We start from the raw sequence: 15,505 nt of genomic DNA, 5'->3' as shown, positions 1-15,505 counted from the left end.
GGGAACACCCCCGCACGACGACGCACCCCCGGCGGTCGCACCCGTGGTCCGTCACCGTCCCCGCGACCCGCACGACGCCGCGACCACCCGCGGCCCGCACCCTCACGCCGTCTCCGACGCCCCGAGCAGGACCACTCCCGCCCTCAGCACGGCGACCTCCCGGACGTCGGCCGGCTCGGGAACGGACCCCCGCCCGACGACGAGCGCCCGCGCGCGCACGCCTCCCTCGAGGACGACGTCGACCCACGTGCGCCCGCGCAGCTGCCGCACGGCGGTGGCGCGGGCGGGGAGGACGGCCGCGATCTCGGCGTCCGAGGGGCCCACGACGAGCGCACCCGGGGTCAGTGCCACCTCGCCGGCACCGGCGCCCGGACCGGCCGCACCCGACATCCCGAGCGCCGCCGCCGGCAGGACCGGGCCGTGGCCGAGGAGCTCGGCGACCTCGCGGTCGGCCGGCGCCTCCCACAGCCGTCCCGGTGTCGCGACCTGCCGCAGGCGCCCGTCGCTGAGGACGGCGATGCGGTCGGCAACGGTGGCGGCCTCGTCGAGGTCGTGCGTGACGTACAGGGCGGTGGCGCCGGCGGTGCGCAGGATCGCCGACAGGTCGACGGCGAGCCGCTCGCGCAGGCCGCGGTCGAGGGCCGAGAGCGGCTCGTCGAGCAGGAGGACCCGCGGCCGCGGCGCGAGGGCCCGCGCAAGGGCCACCCGCTGGGCCTGGCCGCCGGAGAGCGTGGTGACCGGCCGGTCGGCCAGCTCCGCGAGCCCGACGAGCTCGAGCAGCTCGGTCACCCGGGCGTCGCGCCGCGCGCGGGTCGCCCGCCTCGCCCGCGGCACCGAGCGCAGCCCGTAGGCCACGTTGCCCGCCACGTCGAGGTGGTCGAACAGCTGCCCGTCCTGGAAGACGAGGCCGACGCCGCGGCGGTGCACCGGGACGCCCGCGAGGTCGGCGCCGTCGAGGCGCACCGTCCCGGACGCGAGCAGCTCGAGCCCGGCGACCGCCCGCAGCAGCGAGGACTTGCCCGACCCGGAGGCCCCGACCACGGCGAGCACCTCGCCGGGCGCCACGCTCACCGACACGTCGTCGACCGCCCTGTGCCCGTCCGGGTAGACGACCGAGACCCCCTCGACGACGAGGCCGCCCCCGTCAACGGTCGCCCGGTCCGCCCCCGTCCCCTCCGCGGTCGTCCGGTCCGCCCCCGTGCCCGCCGTGCCCGTCGGCCCCGCGCCGTCGTCGCTCGTCACCATCCCGCATCTCCTTCCGCCCGCGCGCGCTCCGCGAGCGCCATCACCGTGGCCGTCAGCGCCGCCAGCAGCACCGCCGCGGCCATCGCCGTCCCGTGGGTCTCCGCCCCCGGCCGCCCGAGGAGCCGGACGATCGCGACCGGCAGCGTCGGGTCGGTCGAGCGGGCGAGGAAGCTCGTCGCCCCGAACTCTCCCATCGACACCGCGAACGCGAACCCGGTCGCCACGCCGCCGGCCCGCAGGAGCGCCGGTCCGTCGATCGTGCGGAGCACCCGGGCGGGCGAGGCCCCGAGGGTCGCCGCGACCTCCCGCTGCCGCGCCTGGACCGCCCGCAGCACCGGGACCACCGTGCGCACCACGAGCGGCACCGCGACGACCGCCTGGACGATCGGGACGGCGAGCGGCGAGGAGCGCAGGTCGACCGGCAGCCAGGTCGAGAGCAGGACCATGCCGAACCCGACGGTCACCGCCGAGACCCCGATCGGGAGCATGACGAGCGTGTCGAGCAGGGACCGGCCGCGTCCGAGAATCCGGCCTCGCCGACCCGTCCGGCCGACTCCGTCGGCCTGCCCGCGTCCGTCTGCCCGGGCATTCCCGCCCACCCGCGAGCTCCCTGCGCTCCGCCCCGCCGTGACGAGCGGCCCCGCGCCGGGCCGCCCCGCGATGACGACCGCGGCGAGGAGCCCGACCACCAGCGAGAGGACCGTGGCGTCGACGGCGGCCCGCAGGGACAGCTCGGCCGCGTCGAGCACGGTTCTCGGCAGGGCGCCGTCACCGTCGCCCGCGAGGGAACGGAAGTGGTCGAAGGTCCAGGACCCGTCGGGGGCGCGCAGCGCCCGCTCGAGGAGCCCGAGCATCGGGAGCAGGAGCAGGCCGCCCACGGCGAGAGCGGTCGTCGCGGCGGCCGCGAGCTGGCCGGGCACGCGCAGGTCGAGCGGCGGGGTCGGCACCGGCCGCGTCCGCCCGGGCACGCCCCGTGAGCGGGCCACGAGCACGGTCGCGGCGACGACGACGACGATCTGCACGAGCGAGAGCACCGCCGCCCCGCGCAGGTCGAGGTTGCGCGTGCCGAGCCGCCAGATCTCCGTCTCGAGGGTGGACCACCCGAGCGGCGCCATCGTGCGGACGATCCCGAACGAGGTGGCGCAGAAGAGGGCGACGAGCGCACCGGCCGAGACGATCGCGGGGGTCAGCGCGGGCAGCGTGACCGTGCGCATCGCCCGCCACGGGGAGGCGCCGAGCGTGCGGGCGGCCTGCGCGGGGCGCGGGTCGAGCGCCGCCCACGCGGGTCCGACCACCCGGACCACCACCGAGTAGTTGACGAACACGAGGGCCGCGAGCAGCGCCCATGGCGTCCGGTCGAGCCCGAGGCCGCCGAGGATGCCGGACGGCGCGAGCACCGCCCGGAAGGCGACGCCCACCACGACGGTCGGCAGCACGAACGGGACGGCCACGACGACGCGGAGCAGCCTCCGGCCGGGGAAGCTCGTCCGGTAGAGGACGTAGGCGCCGGGCACCCCGAGCAGCACGGCGCACGCCGTGGCCGCGAGAGCCTGCGCGAGGGTGCGCACGAGCGCCCGCCCGGTGCCGGGCCGCGCGAGGATCTCCAGGACCGGGTCACCCGCGGGGATCCCCGGGATCCGCTCGCCGGGCAGCAAGCCGTGGACGACGAGGGCCACGACCGGGGCCACGAAGAACGCCGCGAGGAAGGCGATCGGGACCCCGGCCGCGACCACTCGCGCGGCGCGGCGGGCGGTCAACCGCCGACCACCTCGTCCCACGTGGCGAGCCAGTCCTCGCGGTGCTCGTCGACCTCGGCCGCCGGCATCTCGATCGGGTCCTCCGCGGGCGGGGCGAACTCGGCCCATGCCTCGGGCAGCGCCACGGAGTCGTCGACCGGGTACATGTACATCGCGTCCGGCAGTGCCGACTGGACGTCCTCCGACAGCAGCCAGTCGATGACCGCGCGCGCCCCCTCGGGGTTGTCCGCCCCCTCGACGACGCCCGCGTACTCGACCTGCCGGACGCAGGTCTCGGGCAGCGCCGCCGTCGTCGAGGCCGAGCCGTCCTCGGTGAGCGTCGCCGCCGGCGAGGAGGAGTAGGACAGGACGACCGGTCGGTCCCCGCCCGAGAACGTGAAGTCGACGTAGTAGGCGTCGGACCAGGAGTCGACGACGCGGACCCCGTTGTCGAGGAGCCGCTGCCAGTAGTCGGCGAACCCGTCCTCGCCGCTCTCGGCGACGGTCCCGACGAGCATCGCGAGGCCGGGCGAGGAGACGTTGGGGTCGGTGACGACCGCGAGGTCGGCGAACTCCGGGTCGGCGAGGTCCTCGAAGGTCGCGGGCGGGGTGCGGCCCTCGGCCTCGAACCAGGCGGTGTCGACGTTGAGGCAGACATCGCCGAAGTCGATCGGGGTGAGCTCGTCCCCGCCGTCGACGAGGAGCTCCTCGGCGGAGGCGGGCAGCTCGGGGGACGTGTACGCCTCGAGCACCTGGCCGTCGACGGCCCGGCTCGCGTAGGCGTTGTCGATCCCGTACACGACGTCGGCCGACGGGCTGCCCGCGGAGAGCAGCAGGTCGTTGACGACGCTGCCGGCGTCGCCCGGCGAGGTGACGACGAGGGTGTAGCCGGTCTCGGCCTCGAACGCCTCGATCAGCTCGTCCGGCAGCGTGAACGAGTCGTGCGCGACGAGCGCGACCTCGCCGCCCACGCCGGGCCCGGACCCGCCCGACGACGGGCCCTCGGACGCCGAGCCCTCCGTCGTCGTCCCGTCCGACCCGGCCGGCGCGCCGTCGTCGGGGCTCTCGTCGTCCCCGCCGCCGAGCGAGCAGCCGGCGAGGGTGAGGGTGATCGCCGAGGCGAGGCCGAGGACGGCCCCGCCGCGACGGGTGGTCGTGCTGTGCATGTCGAACCTCCTGCGTGGGTGCGCAGGGTTCGTCGCCGCGGCGGGTGCCGCGACGACGGAGAGATGTCCCGACTACCTCCGCCGGTGCTAACCGGATCAGGTTCGAGGGTCTGCGGCTTCCCGCACTCTCAGCGCCGGCTCGGCGCTCCCCTGTCGTTCACCGGCATGCTACCCCGGCGCGCAGGGGTCCGACGTTCGTGTCCCGGCGCGCGGGTCAGTCGTCGAAGACGTCGTCCGCGACCTTCTGGAGCTCGGCCGGCTTGTACCACTTCGCCGCCTGACGCATGGCGAGCTGGCGCACGAGGCCGACGACGGCGCCCGAGACGGCCGTGAAGATGACGATCTCGACGAGCGAGACCGAGTCGTCGCCGTCGACGACCTCCGGCGGCTCGTGCCCGGTGGCGGCGACCCACCCCTTGGCGAGGATCTTGTTCGCCGCGATGCCGGCGACCACGCCGGCGCCCGTGCTGACGATCTTCCAACCGATGTCCATCTGTGCCCTCCGTGGTCAGGGCCTCTCGCCCTGGTCGTCGTGTGGTGGTCCGCCCGGTCGTCCCGCGCGTCCCCCGGGGACGATCATGCCCCAGTGTGCTGGTGGTTCATGTCGCCGCCCGCGGCCTCGATGTCCTCGGCCAGCTCGTCGACGACGAGCCGGGACCGGTCCACCCGCCCCGTGCGGTAGCCGGCGCGCCCTGCCATGTGGGCGCTGATGGGCGCCGTGAGGAGCTGGAACGCGACGACGAGGACCAGGGTCCACCCGATCCGCGGGTCGCGCACCTCGAGGGCCACGCCGGCCATGAGGAGCGCGAGGCCGAGGACCTGCGGCTTGGCCGCCGCGTGCATGCGGCTGAACAGGTCGGGGAAGCGGACGAGCGCGAGCGCCGCGACGAGGACGAGCAGCGACCCGGCCACCAGGAGGATCGCCGCGAGCACGGAGACGACGTCGGACCAGCTCATGAGCGCGCCTCCCCCTGCTCGGTGCCCGTCGCCGCGCCGTGGGGCGCTCCGTCGGCACGGCCGTCGGCCGCACTCCCGGCCGGGTCGCTGCCCGCACCCTCGCGCGGGGAGCCGGTGCCGGTCGGCGCGTCGACGTCCGCGTCCTCGTCGTCGACGTCCTCGCCGGTGACGCGCGGGGAGTCGGGACCGTGGACGGGCGCGTCGTCGTCCTCGAGCTCGCGCTCGCGGGCGATGACCTGGGCGAGCTCCTCCTTGGTGAGGATCCGCGCCTCGTCGGACTTCTCGACGGCGGTGAACCGCGCGACGGTGACCGTCGTGAGGAATCCGACGAGCGTGAGGACGACGAGCATCGGCAGGTACGCCGCGTCCCCGGTCCAGGCGATGAGCAGCCCCACGAGCGCGACGACGGAGGCGGTGACGACGTCCGTCGAGACCGCGCGGTCGAGCGTCGACGGCCCGCGCTCCATGCGCACGAGCGCGACGAAGACGGCGAGCACGACGATGCCGAGGCAGCCGTAGACCACGGCCTCCATCATGAGGCGCCCCCATCCGTCGTCCGGTCCTCGCTACGGACCCCGTCGGCGGGCCCCTCCTCCGACGGCGCGTCGGCGGCGGCACCCTCGACCGACGGCGCCGGCAGCCGGCCGGCGCGCCGCGACCACCCGGGTCGGAAGCCGGCGTCGACGAGCTGGTCGTCGGTGGCGAAGGCCCGCAGCAGCCGCTCCTCCTGGGCGAGGACGTCGATGTGCGCCTGCTCGAGCCCGCCCGAGATGTCGACGTCGAGGATGTGCATGTAGAGCATGCCGGACAGGCGCATCGCCTCGACGACGAGCGAGCCGGGCACGAGGGAGCACATCCCGCCGGTCGCGGTGAGGATGAGGTCCGAGTGGGAGCGGAGCTGCACGCGGATGACCGCACCGCGCGGGGCGCGACCGCGGACGGTGAGGACGACGATCTGCCAGGAGGCACGCAGCACCTCCTTGACGAAGACGGCGACGAGCACCACCACCGCGAGCGGTCGCACGGTGGTCCGACCCGTGGCGCGCGGCATGGGCATGAGGATCGTGACGAACATGCCCAGGGCGAAGCCGGCCACGACGTTGCCGACCGACAGGTCGCCCCACAGGAGCACCCAGACGACCGTGAGCCAGACGACGAGCTTCCACGACGTGGGCACGAGGCGAGGGGGCGCGCCGCGCGCGCTTCGGCGACGTCCCCAATTGGCGCGGGCGCCCGGCCGGCCCCGGCGGCTGCCACGGACGGTGGTGCGCGGGTCCGAGGGCGTGGCGGCCCCCGCACGGAAGTGTCCGAGGTCCTCGGTCACGGCACTCCCTCCTCTCCGACGGGCTGGTCCTCGCTCGGCGTCTCCACGGGGACCTCCTCCGAGCGCTCGCCCTCCTCGGCGACCTCGTCGGAGATGCCGTCGCCGCGCACCCCGCCGGGCAGCACGGCGGCGATGTACGGCGTGCGCAGCATGAGGTCCCGGGCGGCCGTGTCCGCGTAGTCGACGATCGGCCCCGCGGCCACGGTCATGCCGAGCGACATCGCGATGACGGCGCCGGCCGACAGCGTCATCGTGGCGGGCGTGGACTGCCCCTGCAGCTCCTCGGGCGCCTCCTGCCAGAACGCCATGTTCCAGGCCTTGACCACCGCGTAGAGCGTGAGCAGCGAGGTGACGAGGCCGGCCGCGACGAGTGTCCAGGACATCCAGGAGCCCTCGGTCGCGGCGGCCTGCATGAGCCCGACCTTCCCGAGGAACCCGCTGAACGGCGGGATTCCGGCGAGGTTGAGCGCGGGGACCAGATAGAGGATCGCCAGGAGCGGCGCGAGCCTGGCGAGGGACCCCAGCCGGACGAGGGAGGTCGTGCCGCCGCGGCGCTCGATGAGACCGGCGACGAGGAACAAGGCGGTCTGGACGGTGATGTGGTGGGCCACGTAGAAGATCGCGGCCGAGAGCCCGTCGGTGGTCGCCGTACCGATGCCCCAGATCATGTAGCCGACGTGGCTGATGAGCGTGAAGGACAGCAGACGCTTGAGGTCCGCCTGGGCGACCGCCCCGAGGATACCGACGAGCATCGCAGCCGCCGCGACGACCATGAGCACCGTGCTCATCCGGCCGTCGCCGAACAGCGTGACCTGCGACCGGATGATCGCGTAGACGCCGACCTTGGTGAGCAGGCCGGCGAAGACCGCGGTCACCGGCGCGGGCGCGGTCGGGTAGGAGTCGGGTAGCCAGGCGGACAGCGGGAACAGCGCCGCCTTGATGCCGAACGCGATGAGCAGGACCGCCTCGAGGACGATCGTCACGCCGGGGTCGATCTCCGGGAGCCTCTGCGCGAGCTGGGCCATGTTGACCGTCCCCGCGGCGGCGTACACGTAGGCCAGCCCCATGAGGAAGATGAACGAGGAGTTGAAGGAGACGATGATGTAGACCGTCCCCGAGCGGATCCGGTCGCGCGTGCCGCCGAGCGTGATGAGCACGAAGCTCGCCACGAGGAGCATCTCGAAGCCGACGTAGAGGTTGAACAGGTCGCCCGCGAGGAACGCGTTCGAGACCCCCGCCGACAGGACGAGGAACGTCGGGTGGTAGATCGTCACCGGTGCGCCCTCGTCGCCGTCGGCCACGTTCTGGGCGAACGAGTAGACGAGGACCGCGAGCGTGACGGCCACGGAGACCACGAGCAGCAGCGCCGAGAGCCGGTCCCCCACGAGGACGATGCCGACGGGCGCCGACCACCCCCCGATGTTGAGGACGAGTGGCCCGGAGTCCACGGCCACGAGCAGCACGATCGCCACCGCGAGGACCGCGGCGAGCACGACCACCGAGATGATGCCCTGCGCCTTGCGGAACCGCGCGAGCACGAGCGAGAGGCCCGCGCCTAGCAGCGGGGCCATGACCGGGACGGCCAGGAGCCAGTCCATGCTCATGCGCGCCCCCCGGAGTCGTCCGTGTCGGTCTCGTCGAAGGTCGTCTCGGCCTCCTGCTCGAGGCTGGCTCCCGAGTCGTCGGTCGAGCGGGCGTCGAGCTCGTCGCGGGCGGCGCGGCGCGCGATGCGGCGGTCCTCGAGGTCGTCCTGCACCTCGTCGTGCCCGTTGAGCTGCCACGAGCGGTAGGCGAGCGCCATGAGGAACGCGGTGATGCCGAGGCTGATGACGATCGCGGTGAGGATCATCGCCTGCGGCAGCGGATCGGACATGTCCTCCGTGGCGGACTGGCCGATGATCGGCGGCTCTCCGGCCCGACCACCCGCCACGAGGATGAGCAGGTTGATGCCGTGCGTGATGAGGCCCGCGCCGATGACGATGCGCGACAGGGACCGCTCGAGCACGAGGTAGACACCGGCCCCGACGAGGACGGCGATCACGACGACGAGGGCGAGGGAGGGGCTGACGTCGATCATGTGCGCCCCCGTCCGGCGGAGCCGTCGAGACCGGGACGCGCGGTCGGTGCGTCGGCGCCCTGGAGCTCGTCCGGCACGTCGTCGCGGTGGTCGACGCCGACGACGCGGTCGTCGGCGGCGCGCGCCGGGTCGTCGTGGGAGAGGTCGGGCGCCTGCTCGCCCTCGAGCTCGCCGTGGCGGTCGACCTCCGCGCCCAGCGAGCGCAGGATGTCGAGCACGAGGCCGATGACGACGAGGAAGACACCCATGTCGAAGAAGAGCGTGGTGACGAGGTGCACGTCCCCGAACGGCCACAGCGTGAAGTCGAAGACCGCGCTCTGCAGGACCGTGCCGCCGAACAGCATGGGGATCGTCGCCGCAGCGACCATGGCGACGAGCCCGCTGCCCAGGAGCTGGCCGGGGTGCAGCGGCACCGCCTCGGCGAGCTCGAACCGGCCGCCCGCGAGGTAGCGGACGATGAGCGCGATGCCCGCCGCGATGCCGCCGGCGAACCCGCCGCCCGGCGCGTTGTGGCCGGAGAACAGCAGGAAGAGCGCGTAGATGATGAGCGTGTGGAAGATCAGCCGGGCGCCGATCTCGAACATCACCGAGCGCCGCACCGGGGCGAGCGTCGCGCTCGCCGCGAGCCAGCGCTGACCCCGCTGCGGGTCTCGCAGCCGCGGGCTCGGGCCGGGGCGGTGGCGCTCCTTGCGGACGACGGCGGCGGGGTCCGGGAACTCCGCCCACACGCCGGGCGACCCCTTCCGCGGCTCGACGCGGCGCTCGACGCGCCCGAACCGGCCGCGGACGAAGACGAGCGAGGCGATGCCGGTGGCTGCGGCCACGATGACCGAGACCTCGCCGAGCGTGTCCCACGCACGCGTGTCGACCAGGGTGACGTTGACGATGTTGCGCCCGTACCCGTACTCGTAGACCTCGGTGGGGAAGTCGACCGTGACCGGCTCGTGGATCCGACCGCCGGTCATGTACAGCGCGAGCACCGCGACGGTGGTGCCCACCGCCGCGGCGATGGCCAACCGCGTCCAGCGCGAGGCGGCGAGCGGCCGGTTGGAGAAGTACGCGGGCAGGCGGCGCAGGACGAGGATGAGCACGACGAGCGTGACGGTCTCGACCACGGCCTGCGTGAGCGCGAGGTCCGGAGCGCCGTGGAGGACGAACAGCAGCGCGACGCCGTAGCCGGCGACGCCGAGCAGGATGACGGCCTTGAGCCGGCGGCGCGCGCGGGCGGCGAGCACGGCGGTGACGCACACGAGGAGCGCGACCGCCGCCTGCAGGGCGGAGTCCGCCAGCCGCAGGTCGGCCGGCACCGCGCCCGGGACGAGCACGAGCGCGCCCAGTGCGGCGAGGACGAACGTGACGAAGATGGTCGAGAGGTAGGCGGGCAGCGAGCCGCGCTGGGTCATCGCGGTGACGTCGGCGGCGAAGTGGTCGAGGGCCACGAGCGAGCGGCGGTACACGCCCTCGGCGCCGGCGTGGTCCGGCAGGAGGTCCTGGGCGCGCTCGACCTGCCTCCGGAACGCGAACAGGACGGCGCCGAGGACGATCACGAGGAGCGTGAGGAGGAACGCCGGCGTGACCCCGGCCCACAGGACGAGGTGCCCCGGCTCGCCGGGGTGCAGATCGGCGTGCGGGGCGAGGATCCGCTCGACCTGGCCGGGCACGAGGCCCGCGGCGAGCGAGAGGGCGGCGAGCACGATCGGGGGCGCCATGATGAGCATCGAGCGGCGCGGGACCACTGTCGGCTCGAGCCCCTTCTTCGTGCCGAACGCGCCCCACCACAGGCGCAGCCCGTAGGCGAGCGTGAGGACCGACCCGGCGACGACGCCGATGAGCGTGACGGTGTCGACCCAGCCGGTGCCGTGGACGAGCGCCTCGAGGGCCGCCTCCTTGCCCAGGTAGCCGAGCGTGGGTGGCAGTCCCGCCATCGAGGCGGTCGCGATACCCATGACGACGGCGAGGACCGGCATCTGCTTGCCGAGCCCCGAGAGCTTGCGCAGGTCACGGGTGCCGACCGCCCAGTCGATGATGCCGACGGAGAGGAAGAGGCAGGACTTGAACAGCGCGTGCGCGAGCAGGAGCGTGAGCCCCGCCAGCGCCACGGCGCGCTGCCCGTGGCCGACCAGGGCGATGAGGAAGCCGAGCTGGGACACGGTGCCGAACGCGAGGACGAGCTTGAGGTCGTGCTGCCGCAGCGCCCGGTAGCCCCCGATGAGGAGGGTGCCGAGCCCGAACCCGAGGACCATGACCTGCCACGCCGTCTGGTCGGCGAGGCCCGGTGCGAGCCGCGCGACCAGGTAGACGCCCGCCTTGACCATCGCCGCGGCGTGCAGGTACGCGGAGACCGGGGTCGGGGCGGCCATCGCGGCCGGCAGCCAGAAGTGGAACGGCACGAGCGCCGACTTGCTCAGCGCGCCCAGGAGCACGAGCACGATCGCCCACGTGAGCAGCGGCCCCTCGGCCAGGCGCCCGTTCGCCCCGGCCTCGACCAGGCCGGAGAGGCGGTACGAGCCACCCTCCATCTCGCCGAGCGCGATGACGCCGGCGAGCATGGCGAGGCCGCCGAGGGTCGTGACGAGGATGGCCTGCACGGCGGCACGACGGGCGGACTGGCGCTCGAACGAGTGCCCGATGAGCAGGAAGGAGAAGACGGTCGTCAGCTCCCAGAACACATACAGCAGCAGCGTGCTGTCCGTGGTGACGAGGCCGAGCATGGCGCCCGCGAAGGCGACGAAGACGCCCGCGAAGCGGGGCAGCCCCTTCGCGGTCCGGGAGAAGTAGGCGGCGCAGAACGCGAGGACGAGCGCGCCGACTCCGCCGACCACGATCGTCATCAGCCACGCGAGCGTGTCGAGGCGGAAGTCCAGGTGCAGGTCGTACCCCGGCACCCACGTGACGAGCTGCGTGGGTCCGTCCCCGGCGAGGACCTCGCTCGTGTGCGCCAGCGCCCAGGCGGCGGCCGAGGCCGGCGCGAGCGCGAGGAGCAGGAAGATCCGGCGTCCGAACCGGGAGACGAGCGGCGGAGCTGCGACGGCCACGAGCGCGTGGAGGGTCAGCAGCTCGATCACGGGCTGTCTCCCATCCGGTCGCGGTCCGTCGTGTCCCCGGTCCGTTGGACGCCGGTCCGTATCTGGGCACGGGCGACGGCTCGGGCCGGAGCGACCGGCCGACGGGGGTTGACCACAGTGTAAAGGCCGGACCACGTGCGGACCGTGCCCGTCCGGGTGGCGATGCTCTCGTCGTCCAACCAGGGGGCTAGGTTGTCCCGGTGCCACGCCCCGACGACCGAGCGCCGTCGTCGTTCCCGCTGCCGTCCGACCAGGAGGTCCGGGGCACCCGACGCCGGACCCTCGCCACGCTCTCGCTCGGTCAGGTGCTCGGCAACCTCGGGGCCGGCGCCGCCCCGAGCATCGGCGTGCTGCTCGCGAGCGCCGTCGTCGAGTCGGAGGCGTGGGCGGGCGTCGCCCGGTCCGCGACGACGATCGGTGCCGCGATCGCCGCCGTCCCCCTCGGCACCCTCGCGCTGCGGTGGGGCCGGCGCGGCGCGCTCGCCTCCGCCTACGCTGCGGCCGCCGTCGGGGCCGGCCTGCTCGTCCTCGCCGCGGTGGTCTCGAGCACGGCGCTCCTCGTCGTCGGGATGATGCTCGTCGGCTGCGGAGCAGCGGCCAACTTCCAGATGCGGTTCGCGGCCGCGGACCTCGCCGAGTCCGACCGTCGCGGGCGGTCGATCGCCCTCGTGGTGTGGGTCGGGACGATCGGCTCCGTGCTCGGCCCCAACCTCGGCCTGCCCGGGGAGGCGCTCGAGGCGCGCTGGGGGCTGCCGGAGTACACCGGGGCGTTCGTCATCGGGGGCGCGCTCATGGCCGTCGCGGCCCTCGCGCTGCTCGTGCTGCTCCGCCCCGACCCGCTCCTGCTCTCGATCCGGCTGCGCGACGCGCGCACGGCGAGCACCCGGTCGTCGGCCGGCGCACCCTCGACCGACCCGCGCCAGATCGACTCACGCCCGGTCGACGAGCACGACGACGACACCCGGCACGTCACCGCGCCCGCCGAGCTCCCCGCCGACGAGCCGGCGCCGGCCCCGCCCGCGGACCCCGCCCGCCGGACGACCGTGCGCGCGGCGCTGCGCCTCGTCCGAGACGTCCCCCGCGCCCGCTTCGCGCTCACGGCCCAGGTGCTCGCGCACCTCGTCATGGTCTCGATCATGACGATGACGCCGATCCACCTCGACCACCACGGCGCGGACATCGGGGTGGTCGGGCTCGTCATCTCGGTCCACGTGCTGGGGATGTTCGGGCTCGCCCCACTCGTCGGCCGCGCGTCCGACCGTCTCGGCCCCGTCCCGGTGATCCTCGGCGGCCTGGCCGTCCTCGGGGTCGGCGCGGTCGTCGGGGCCGTCGCCGGGCCCTCGCGCGAGGTCGTCGGCGTCGCGCTGTTCCTCGTGGGCCTCGGCTGGTCGGTCGTCACCGTGCCCGCCGCCGCGATGCTCACCGGCGCCGTCTCGGCCGCGCAGCGGCCCGTCGTCCAGGGGGCGGGCGACATGGCGATGAACGCCGTCGCCGCGGCGGGCGCGATCCTGTCCGGCCCGGTCGTGGCGATCTGGGGGTTCGGCGCGCTGTGCCTGGTCACCCTTCCGGCGCTCGTGGTCGTCGTCGTCGCGGCCGCGCGGCTGCGGCGCGCCGGCGGGTGACCGGTCCGGGCCCGGTGCAGGCGACCCGGTCTACTCCTCGTACAGGTGGCCCGGCCTACGCCCCGTAGTACAGGTGGCCCGGCCTACGCCCCGTAGTACAGGTGGCCCGGCCTACGCCCCGTAGTAGTCGTTGCCGCGTGAGAACTCGACGAACGTCACGGCGGTGTCGCCGACGGTCCACGCGTCGTGCCCGGGCGGGAGGAGCATGACGTCGCCCGCCGCGTAGTCGACCTCCGTTCCGTCGGCGGCGACGATCCTGAGCACGCCGGCCGTCACGTAGGCGACGTGCGGGAGCTCGCACAGCTCCGTGCCGGCGTCGGGCTTGAGGTCCTCGGACCACTTCGCACCGACGTCGAACGTCACCTCGGTGACGGACACGCCGTCGAGCTCGGCCGTGCGCTTCGAGATCCGACCATGGACGTCGGGCGCGACGTCGGCGAGCGTGGCCTTCTGCAGCTCGGGGCTGTAGGTCGACATGGTGGTCCTCTCCAGGTGCCGGAAGTGTCGGAACGGACGCTAGGCAGGTCGGGCACTCCGCGGGTCGGGGATCCGCCCCGTCTCAGTCGTCGGACGCCGGGCCGGTGCTGCGGTGGAACCCGTCGTCGTCGATGACGTGCCCGCCGATGAGCCGGACGAGGTCGGCTGACACGCCGTCGACCACGCGCCGGCCCTCCCGCCGCGAGCGCCGCCCCGCGCGGGTGGGGTGCGTCCCGAGGACGTCCATCGGGCGGCCGGGCCGGAACCGCACCTCGTAGGTGAGCACCGGGCGGGACCCGGGGACCGCGTCCGGGGTCGCCCCCTCGTCCCCGCGCTCGGCGAGCGAGGACCGGCCGGAGCCGGGTCGTCCGAGCACCGGCGCCTCGAGGAGCGGCACCAGCAGGGAGCCGTCGTCGGTCGGGCGCGGCGGACGGATCGCCGGCAGCTCGGTCACCGGCGCGACCGTCGTCACCTCGATCGAGACCATGTCGCGTGCCCACTCCGGGCCGTCGCCGACCATGCGTCCGCCGACGGACGACGAGCCTCCGCCCCAGATGTCGTCGGACAGGACGACGACGTCGTCGAGGAAGCGGTCGAGGAGCACGGCCAGCTCGGTGGCGCCGAGCTCGACCTCGCTGCGCACGAGCCGATCGATGACCGAGGCGGGGTCCGGGACGACGACCGCGCCGGTGCCGGTCACCCGGATCGCGCCGCCCAGGCGCCGGGCGAGGGCGTGGACGTTCTCGAGGGCCGCGAGCTCGTCCCCCTGCGGGGAGCCGTCCGGGAAGGCGTCGTCGAGCGGGGAGAGGCCGCGCAGCTCCGGGGGCGTCGGGTCCCCGCGGTCGGGGCGCACGCGCAGGACGAACGCGCAGGCCCCGGGCAGGTCGAGCTCGGCGGCCAGCTCGGGCGTGACCTCCCACGGGCCGGTGAGCACGGCGCCCGGCGCGAGGATGATCTCGTCGTCCCGGCGGGTGCGCAGGTCCGGGAGCCGCTCGACGAGGACGCCCGCGAGGGCGGCGGCCGTCGTCGGGCGCTCGAGCACGAGCAGGTGGTGGTTCGCGGCGACGGAGCGGTCGAGGCGTCGCGTCCGCGCACCGGCCGCCCGGGCGGGTGCAGCCGTGTCCGTGTCCGGGGCGGGGGCCGGCTCGTCCGTGCCGTGCGGGCGAAGATCCCGCCGTCGCGTCTGCGTGGCCGCAGCCTGCGCGCGCTCTCGCTCGCGTTCCGCCTCGCGGCGGGCCCGGCGCGTGGTCATGGGACGTCGACGCGGTTGAAGCGCAGGTGGGAGCGGGACGCCGTCGGCCCGCGCTGGCCCTGGTACCGCGAGCCGTCCGCGCCCTGCCCGTAGGGGTGCTCGGCGGCGGAGCTGAGCCGGAAGAAGCACAGCTGGCCGATCTTCATCCCCGGCCACAGCCGGATCGGCATGGTCGCCGTGTTGGACAGCTCGAGCGTCACGTGCCCCGTGAAGCCGGGGTCGATGAAGCCCGCCGTCGAGTGGGTGAGCAGCCCGAGGCGCCCGAGCGAGGACTTGCCCTCGAGGCGGGCGGCGACGTCGTCGGGCAGGGTGACCTGCTCGAAGGTCGCGCCGAGGACGAACTCTCCGGGGTGGAGCACGAGCGGCTCGTCGGGGCCGACCTCGACGAGCCGGGTGAGCTCGGGCTGGTCGGCGGACGGGTCGATGACGTCGTACCGGTGGTTGTCGAACAGCCGGAAGCGGCGGTCGAGGCGGACGTCGATGCTGGCCGGCTGCACGGCGGACGGGTCGAAAGGCTCCAGGCCCACGCGTCCGGCGTCGATCTGCGCGCGGATGTCGCGGTCGGAGAGCAGCACGGACCGATT

Annotated in this window: 14 protein-coding genes and 1 riboswitch; of the genes, 1 reads left to right on the top strand and 13 read right to left on the bottom strand. The window is 74.6% G+C overall.

The window, feature by feature from the left end:
- Positions 1–102: 102 nt before the first annotated feature.
- From AC24FB_RS08705 to AC24FB_RS08660, 10 genes are all read right to left on the bottom strand, one after another.
- Entirely contained in the window at positions 103–1,245 is a 1,143-nt protein-coding gene (locus AC24FB_RS08705; protein WP_425713802.1) for an ABC transporter ATP-binding protein, read from the bottom strand.
- Complete coding sequence (locus AC24FB_RS08700) at positions 1,239–3,002, bottom strand: ABC transporter permease (protein ID WP_487560160.1); 1,764 nt, start codon at positions 3,000–3,002, stop codon at positions 1,239–1,241. Before AC24FB_RS08700 ends, AC24FB_RS08705 begins: the two co-directional genes overlap by 7 nt.
- Positions 2,999–4,147, bottom strand: coding sequence for a thiamine ABC transporter substrate-binding protein (locus AC24FB_RS08695; protein WP_425713804.1), 1,149 nt, complete (start codon positions 4,145–4,147; stop codon positions 2,999–3,001). Before AC24FB_RS08695 ends, AC24FB_RS08700 begins: the two co-directional genes overlap by 4 nt.
- Positions 4,148–4,203: 56 nt before the next feature.
- Positions 4,204–4,309, bottom strand: a riboswitch (TPP riboswitch).
- Positions 4,310–4,361: 52 nt separating this feature from the next.
- Complete coding sequence (locus AC24FB_RS08690) at positions 4,362–4,640, bottom strand: DUF4235 domain-containing protein (protein WP_425713805.1); 279 nt, start codon at positions 4,638–4,640, stop codon at positions 4,362–4,364.
- 83 nt (positions 4,641–4,723) lie between these two features.
- Positions 4,724–5,104: a monovalent cation/H(+) antiporter subunit G gene (mnhG, locus tag AC24FB_RS08685; RefSeq protein WP_425713806.1), complete on the bottom strand. Its 381-nt coding sequence runs from the start codon at positions 5,102–5,104 to the stop codon at positions 4,724–4,726.
- Entirely contained in the window at positions 5,101–5,640 is a 540-nt protein-coding gene (locus AC24FB_RS08680) for an MrpF/PhaF family protein (protein ID WP_425713807.1), read from the bottom strand. The genes mnhG and AC24FB_RS08680 overlap by 4 nt, the downstream gene beginning before the upstream one ends.
- Positions 5,637–6,281 (bottom strand): Na+/H+ antiporter subunit E, encoded by a 645-nt coding sequence (locus tag AC24FB_RS08675; RefSeq protein ID WP_425713808.1) that lies wholly within the window; start codon positions 6,279–6,281, stop codon positions 5,637–5,639. The genes AC24FB_RS08680 and AC24FB_RS08675 overlap by 4 nt, the downstream gene beginning before the upstream one ends.
- A 143-nt stretch (positions 6,282–6,424) precedes the next feature.
- Positions 6,425–8,032, bottom strand: coding sequence for a Na+/H+ antiporter subunit D (locus AC24FB_RS08670; RefSeq protein ID WP_425713809.1), 1,608 nt, complete (start codon positions 8,030–8,032; stop codon positions 6,425–6,427).
- Positions 8,029–8,505, bottom strand: a complete 477-nt coding sequence (locus AC24FB_RS08665) for a Na(+)/H(+) antiporter subunit C (RefSeq protein ID WP_425713810.1) — start codon at positions 8,503–8,505, stop codon at positions 8,029–8,031. Before AC24FB_RS08665 ends, AC24FB_RS08670 begins: the two co-directional genes overlap by 4 nt.
- A complete protein-coding gene (locus AC24FB_RS08660) occupies positions 8,502–11,570 on the bottom strand; it encodes a Na+/H+ antiporter subunit A (RefSeq protein ID WP_425713811.1) in 3,069 nt (1,022 codons plus the stop codon). The genes AC24FB_RS08665 and AC24FB_RS08660 overlap by 4 nt, the downstream gene beginning before the upstream one ends.
- 200 nt (positions 11,571–11,770) lie before the next feature.
- On the opposite strand from AC24FB_RS08660, the gene AC24FB_RS08655 reads away from it, so the two are divergent.
- Positions 11,771–13,192: an MFS transporter gene (locus AC24FB_RS08655; RefSeq protein WP_425713812.1), complete on the top strand. Its 1,422-nt coding sequence runs from the start codon at positions 11,771–11,773 to the stop codon at positions 13,190–13,192.
- A 111-nt stretch (positions 13,193–13,303) separates the two neighbouring features.
- Here the strand turns inward: AC24FB_RS08655 and AC24FB_RS08650 are convergent, their stop codons facing one another.
- From AC24FB_RS08650 to dcd, 3 genes are all read right to left on the bottom strand, one after another.
- Positions 13,304–13,669 (bottom strand): cupin domain-containing protein, encoded by a 366-nt coding sequence (locus AC24FB_RS08650; protein ID WP_425713813.1) that lies wholly within the window; start codon positions 13,667–13,669, stop codon positions 13,304–13,306.
- 82 nt (positions 13,670–13,751) lie between these two features.
- Positions 13,752–14,921 carry a hypothetical protein gene (locus AC24FB_RS08645; protein ID WP_425713814.1) on the bottom strand — a complete coding sequence of 390 codons (1,170 nt, stop codon included), beginning with the start codon at positions 14,919–14,921 and terminating at the stop codon, positions 13,752–13,754.
- Complete coding sequence (dcd, locus tag AC24FB_RS08640) at positions 14,918–15,496, bottom strand: dCTP deaminase (RefSeq protein WP_425713815.1); 579 nt, start codon at positions 15,494–15,496, stop codon at positions 14,918–14,920. The genes AC24FB_RS08645 and dcd overlap by 4 nt, the downstream gene beginning before the upstream one ends.
- Positions 15,497–15,505 lie beyond the last annotated feature (9 nt).

It is taken from the genome of Georgenia sp. Z1344, from assembly GCF_057652375.1.
This window is presented reverse-complemented; position numbering and strand designations above follow the sequence as displayed.

Excerpts from the sequence above, each read along its gene's own strand:
- AC24FB_RS08705 (WP_425713802.1), bottom strand. The coding sequence starts at position 1,245 with ATGGTGACGAGCGACGACGGCGCGGGGCCGACGGGCACGGCGGGCACG.
- AC24FB_RS08695 (WP_425713804.1), bottom strand. The coding sequence starts at position 4,147 with ATGCACAGCACGACCACCCGTCGCGGCGGGGCCGTCCTCGGCCTCGCC.
- AC24FB_RS08690 (WP_425713805.1), bottom strand. The coding sequence starts at position 4,640 with ATGGACATCGGTTGGAAGATCGTCAGCACGGGCGCCGGCGTGGTCGCC.
- mnhG (WP_425713806.1), bottom strand. The coding sequence starts at position 5,104 with ATGAGCTGGTCCGACGTCGTCTCCGTGCTCGCGGCGATCCTCCTGGTG.
- AC24FB_RS08680 (WP_425713807.1), bottom strand. The coding sequence starts at position 5,640 with ATGATGGAGGCCGTGGTCTACGGCTGCCTCGGCATCGTCGTGCTCGCC.
- AC24FB_RS08670 (WP_425713809.1), bottom strand. The coding sequence starts at position 8,032 with ATGAGCATGGACTGGCTCCTGGCCGTCCCGGTCATGGCCCCGCTGCTA.
- AC24FB_RS08665 (WP_425713810.1), bottom strand. The coding sequence starts at position 8,505 with ATGATCGACGTCAGCCCCTCCCTCGCCCTCGTCGTCGTGATCGCCGTC.
- AC24FB_RS08650 (WP_425713813.1), bottom strand. The coding sequence starts at position 13,669 with ATGTCGACCTACAGCCCCGAGCTGCAGAAGGCCACGCTCGCCGACGTC.
- AC24FB_RS08645 (WP_425713814.1), bottom strand. The coding sequence starts at position 14,921 with ATGACCACGCGCCGGGCCCGCCGCGAGGCGGAACGCGAGCGAGAGCGC.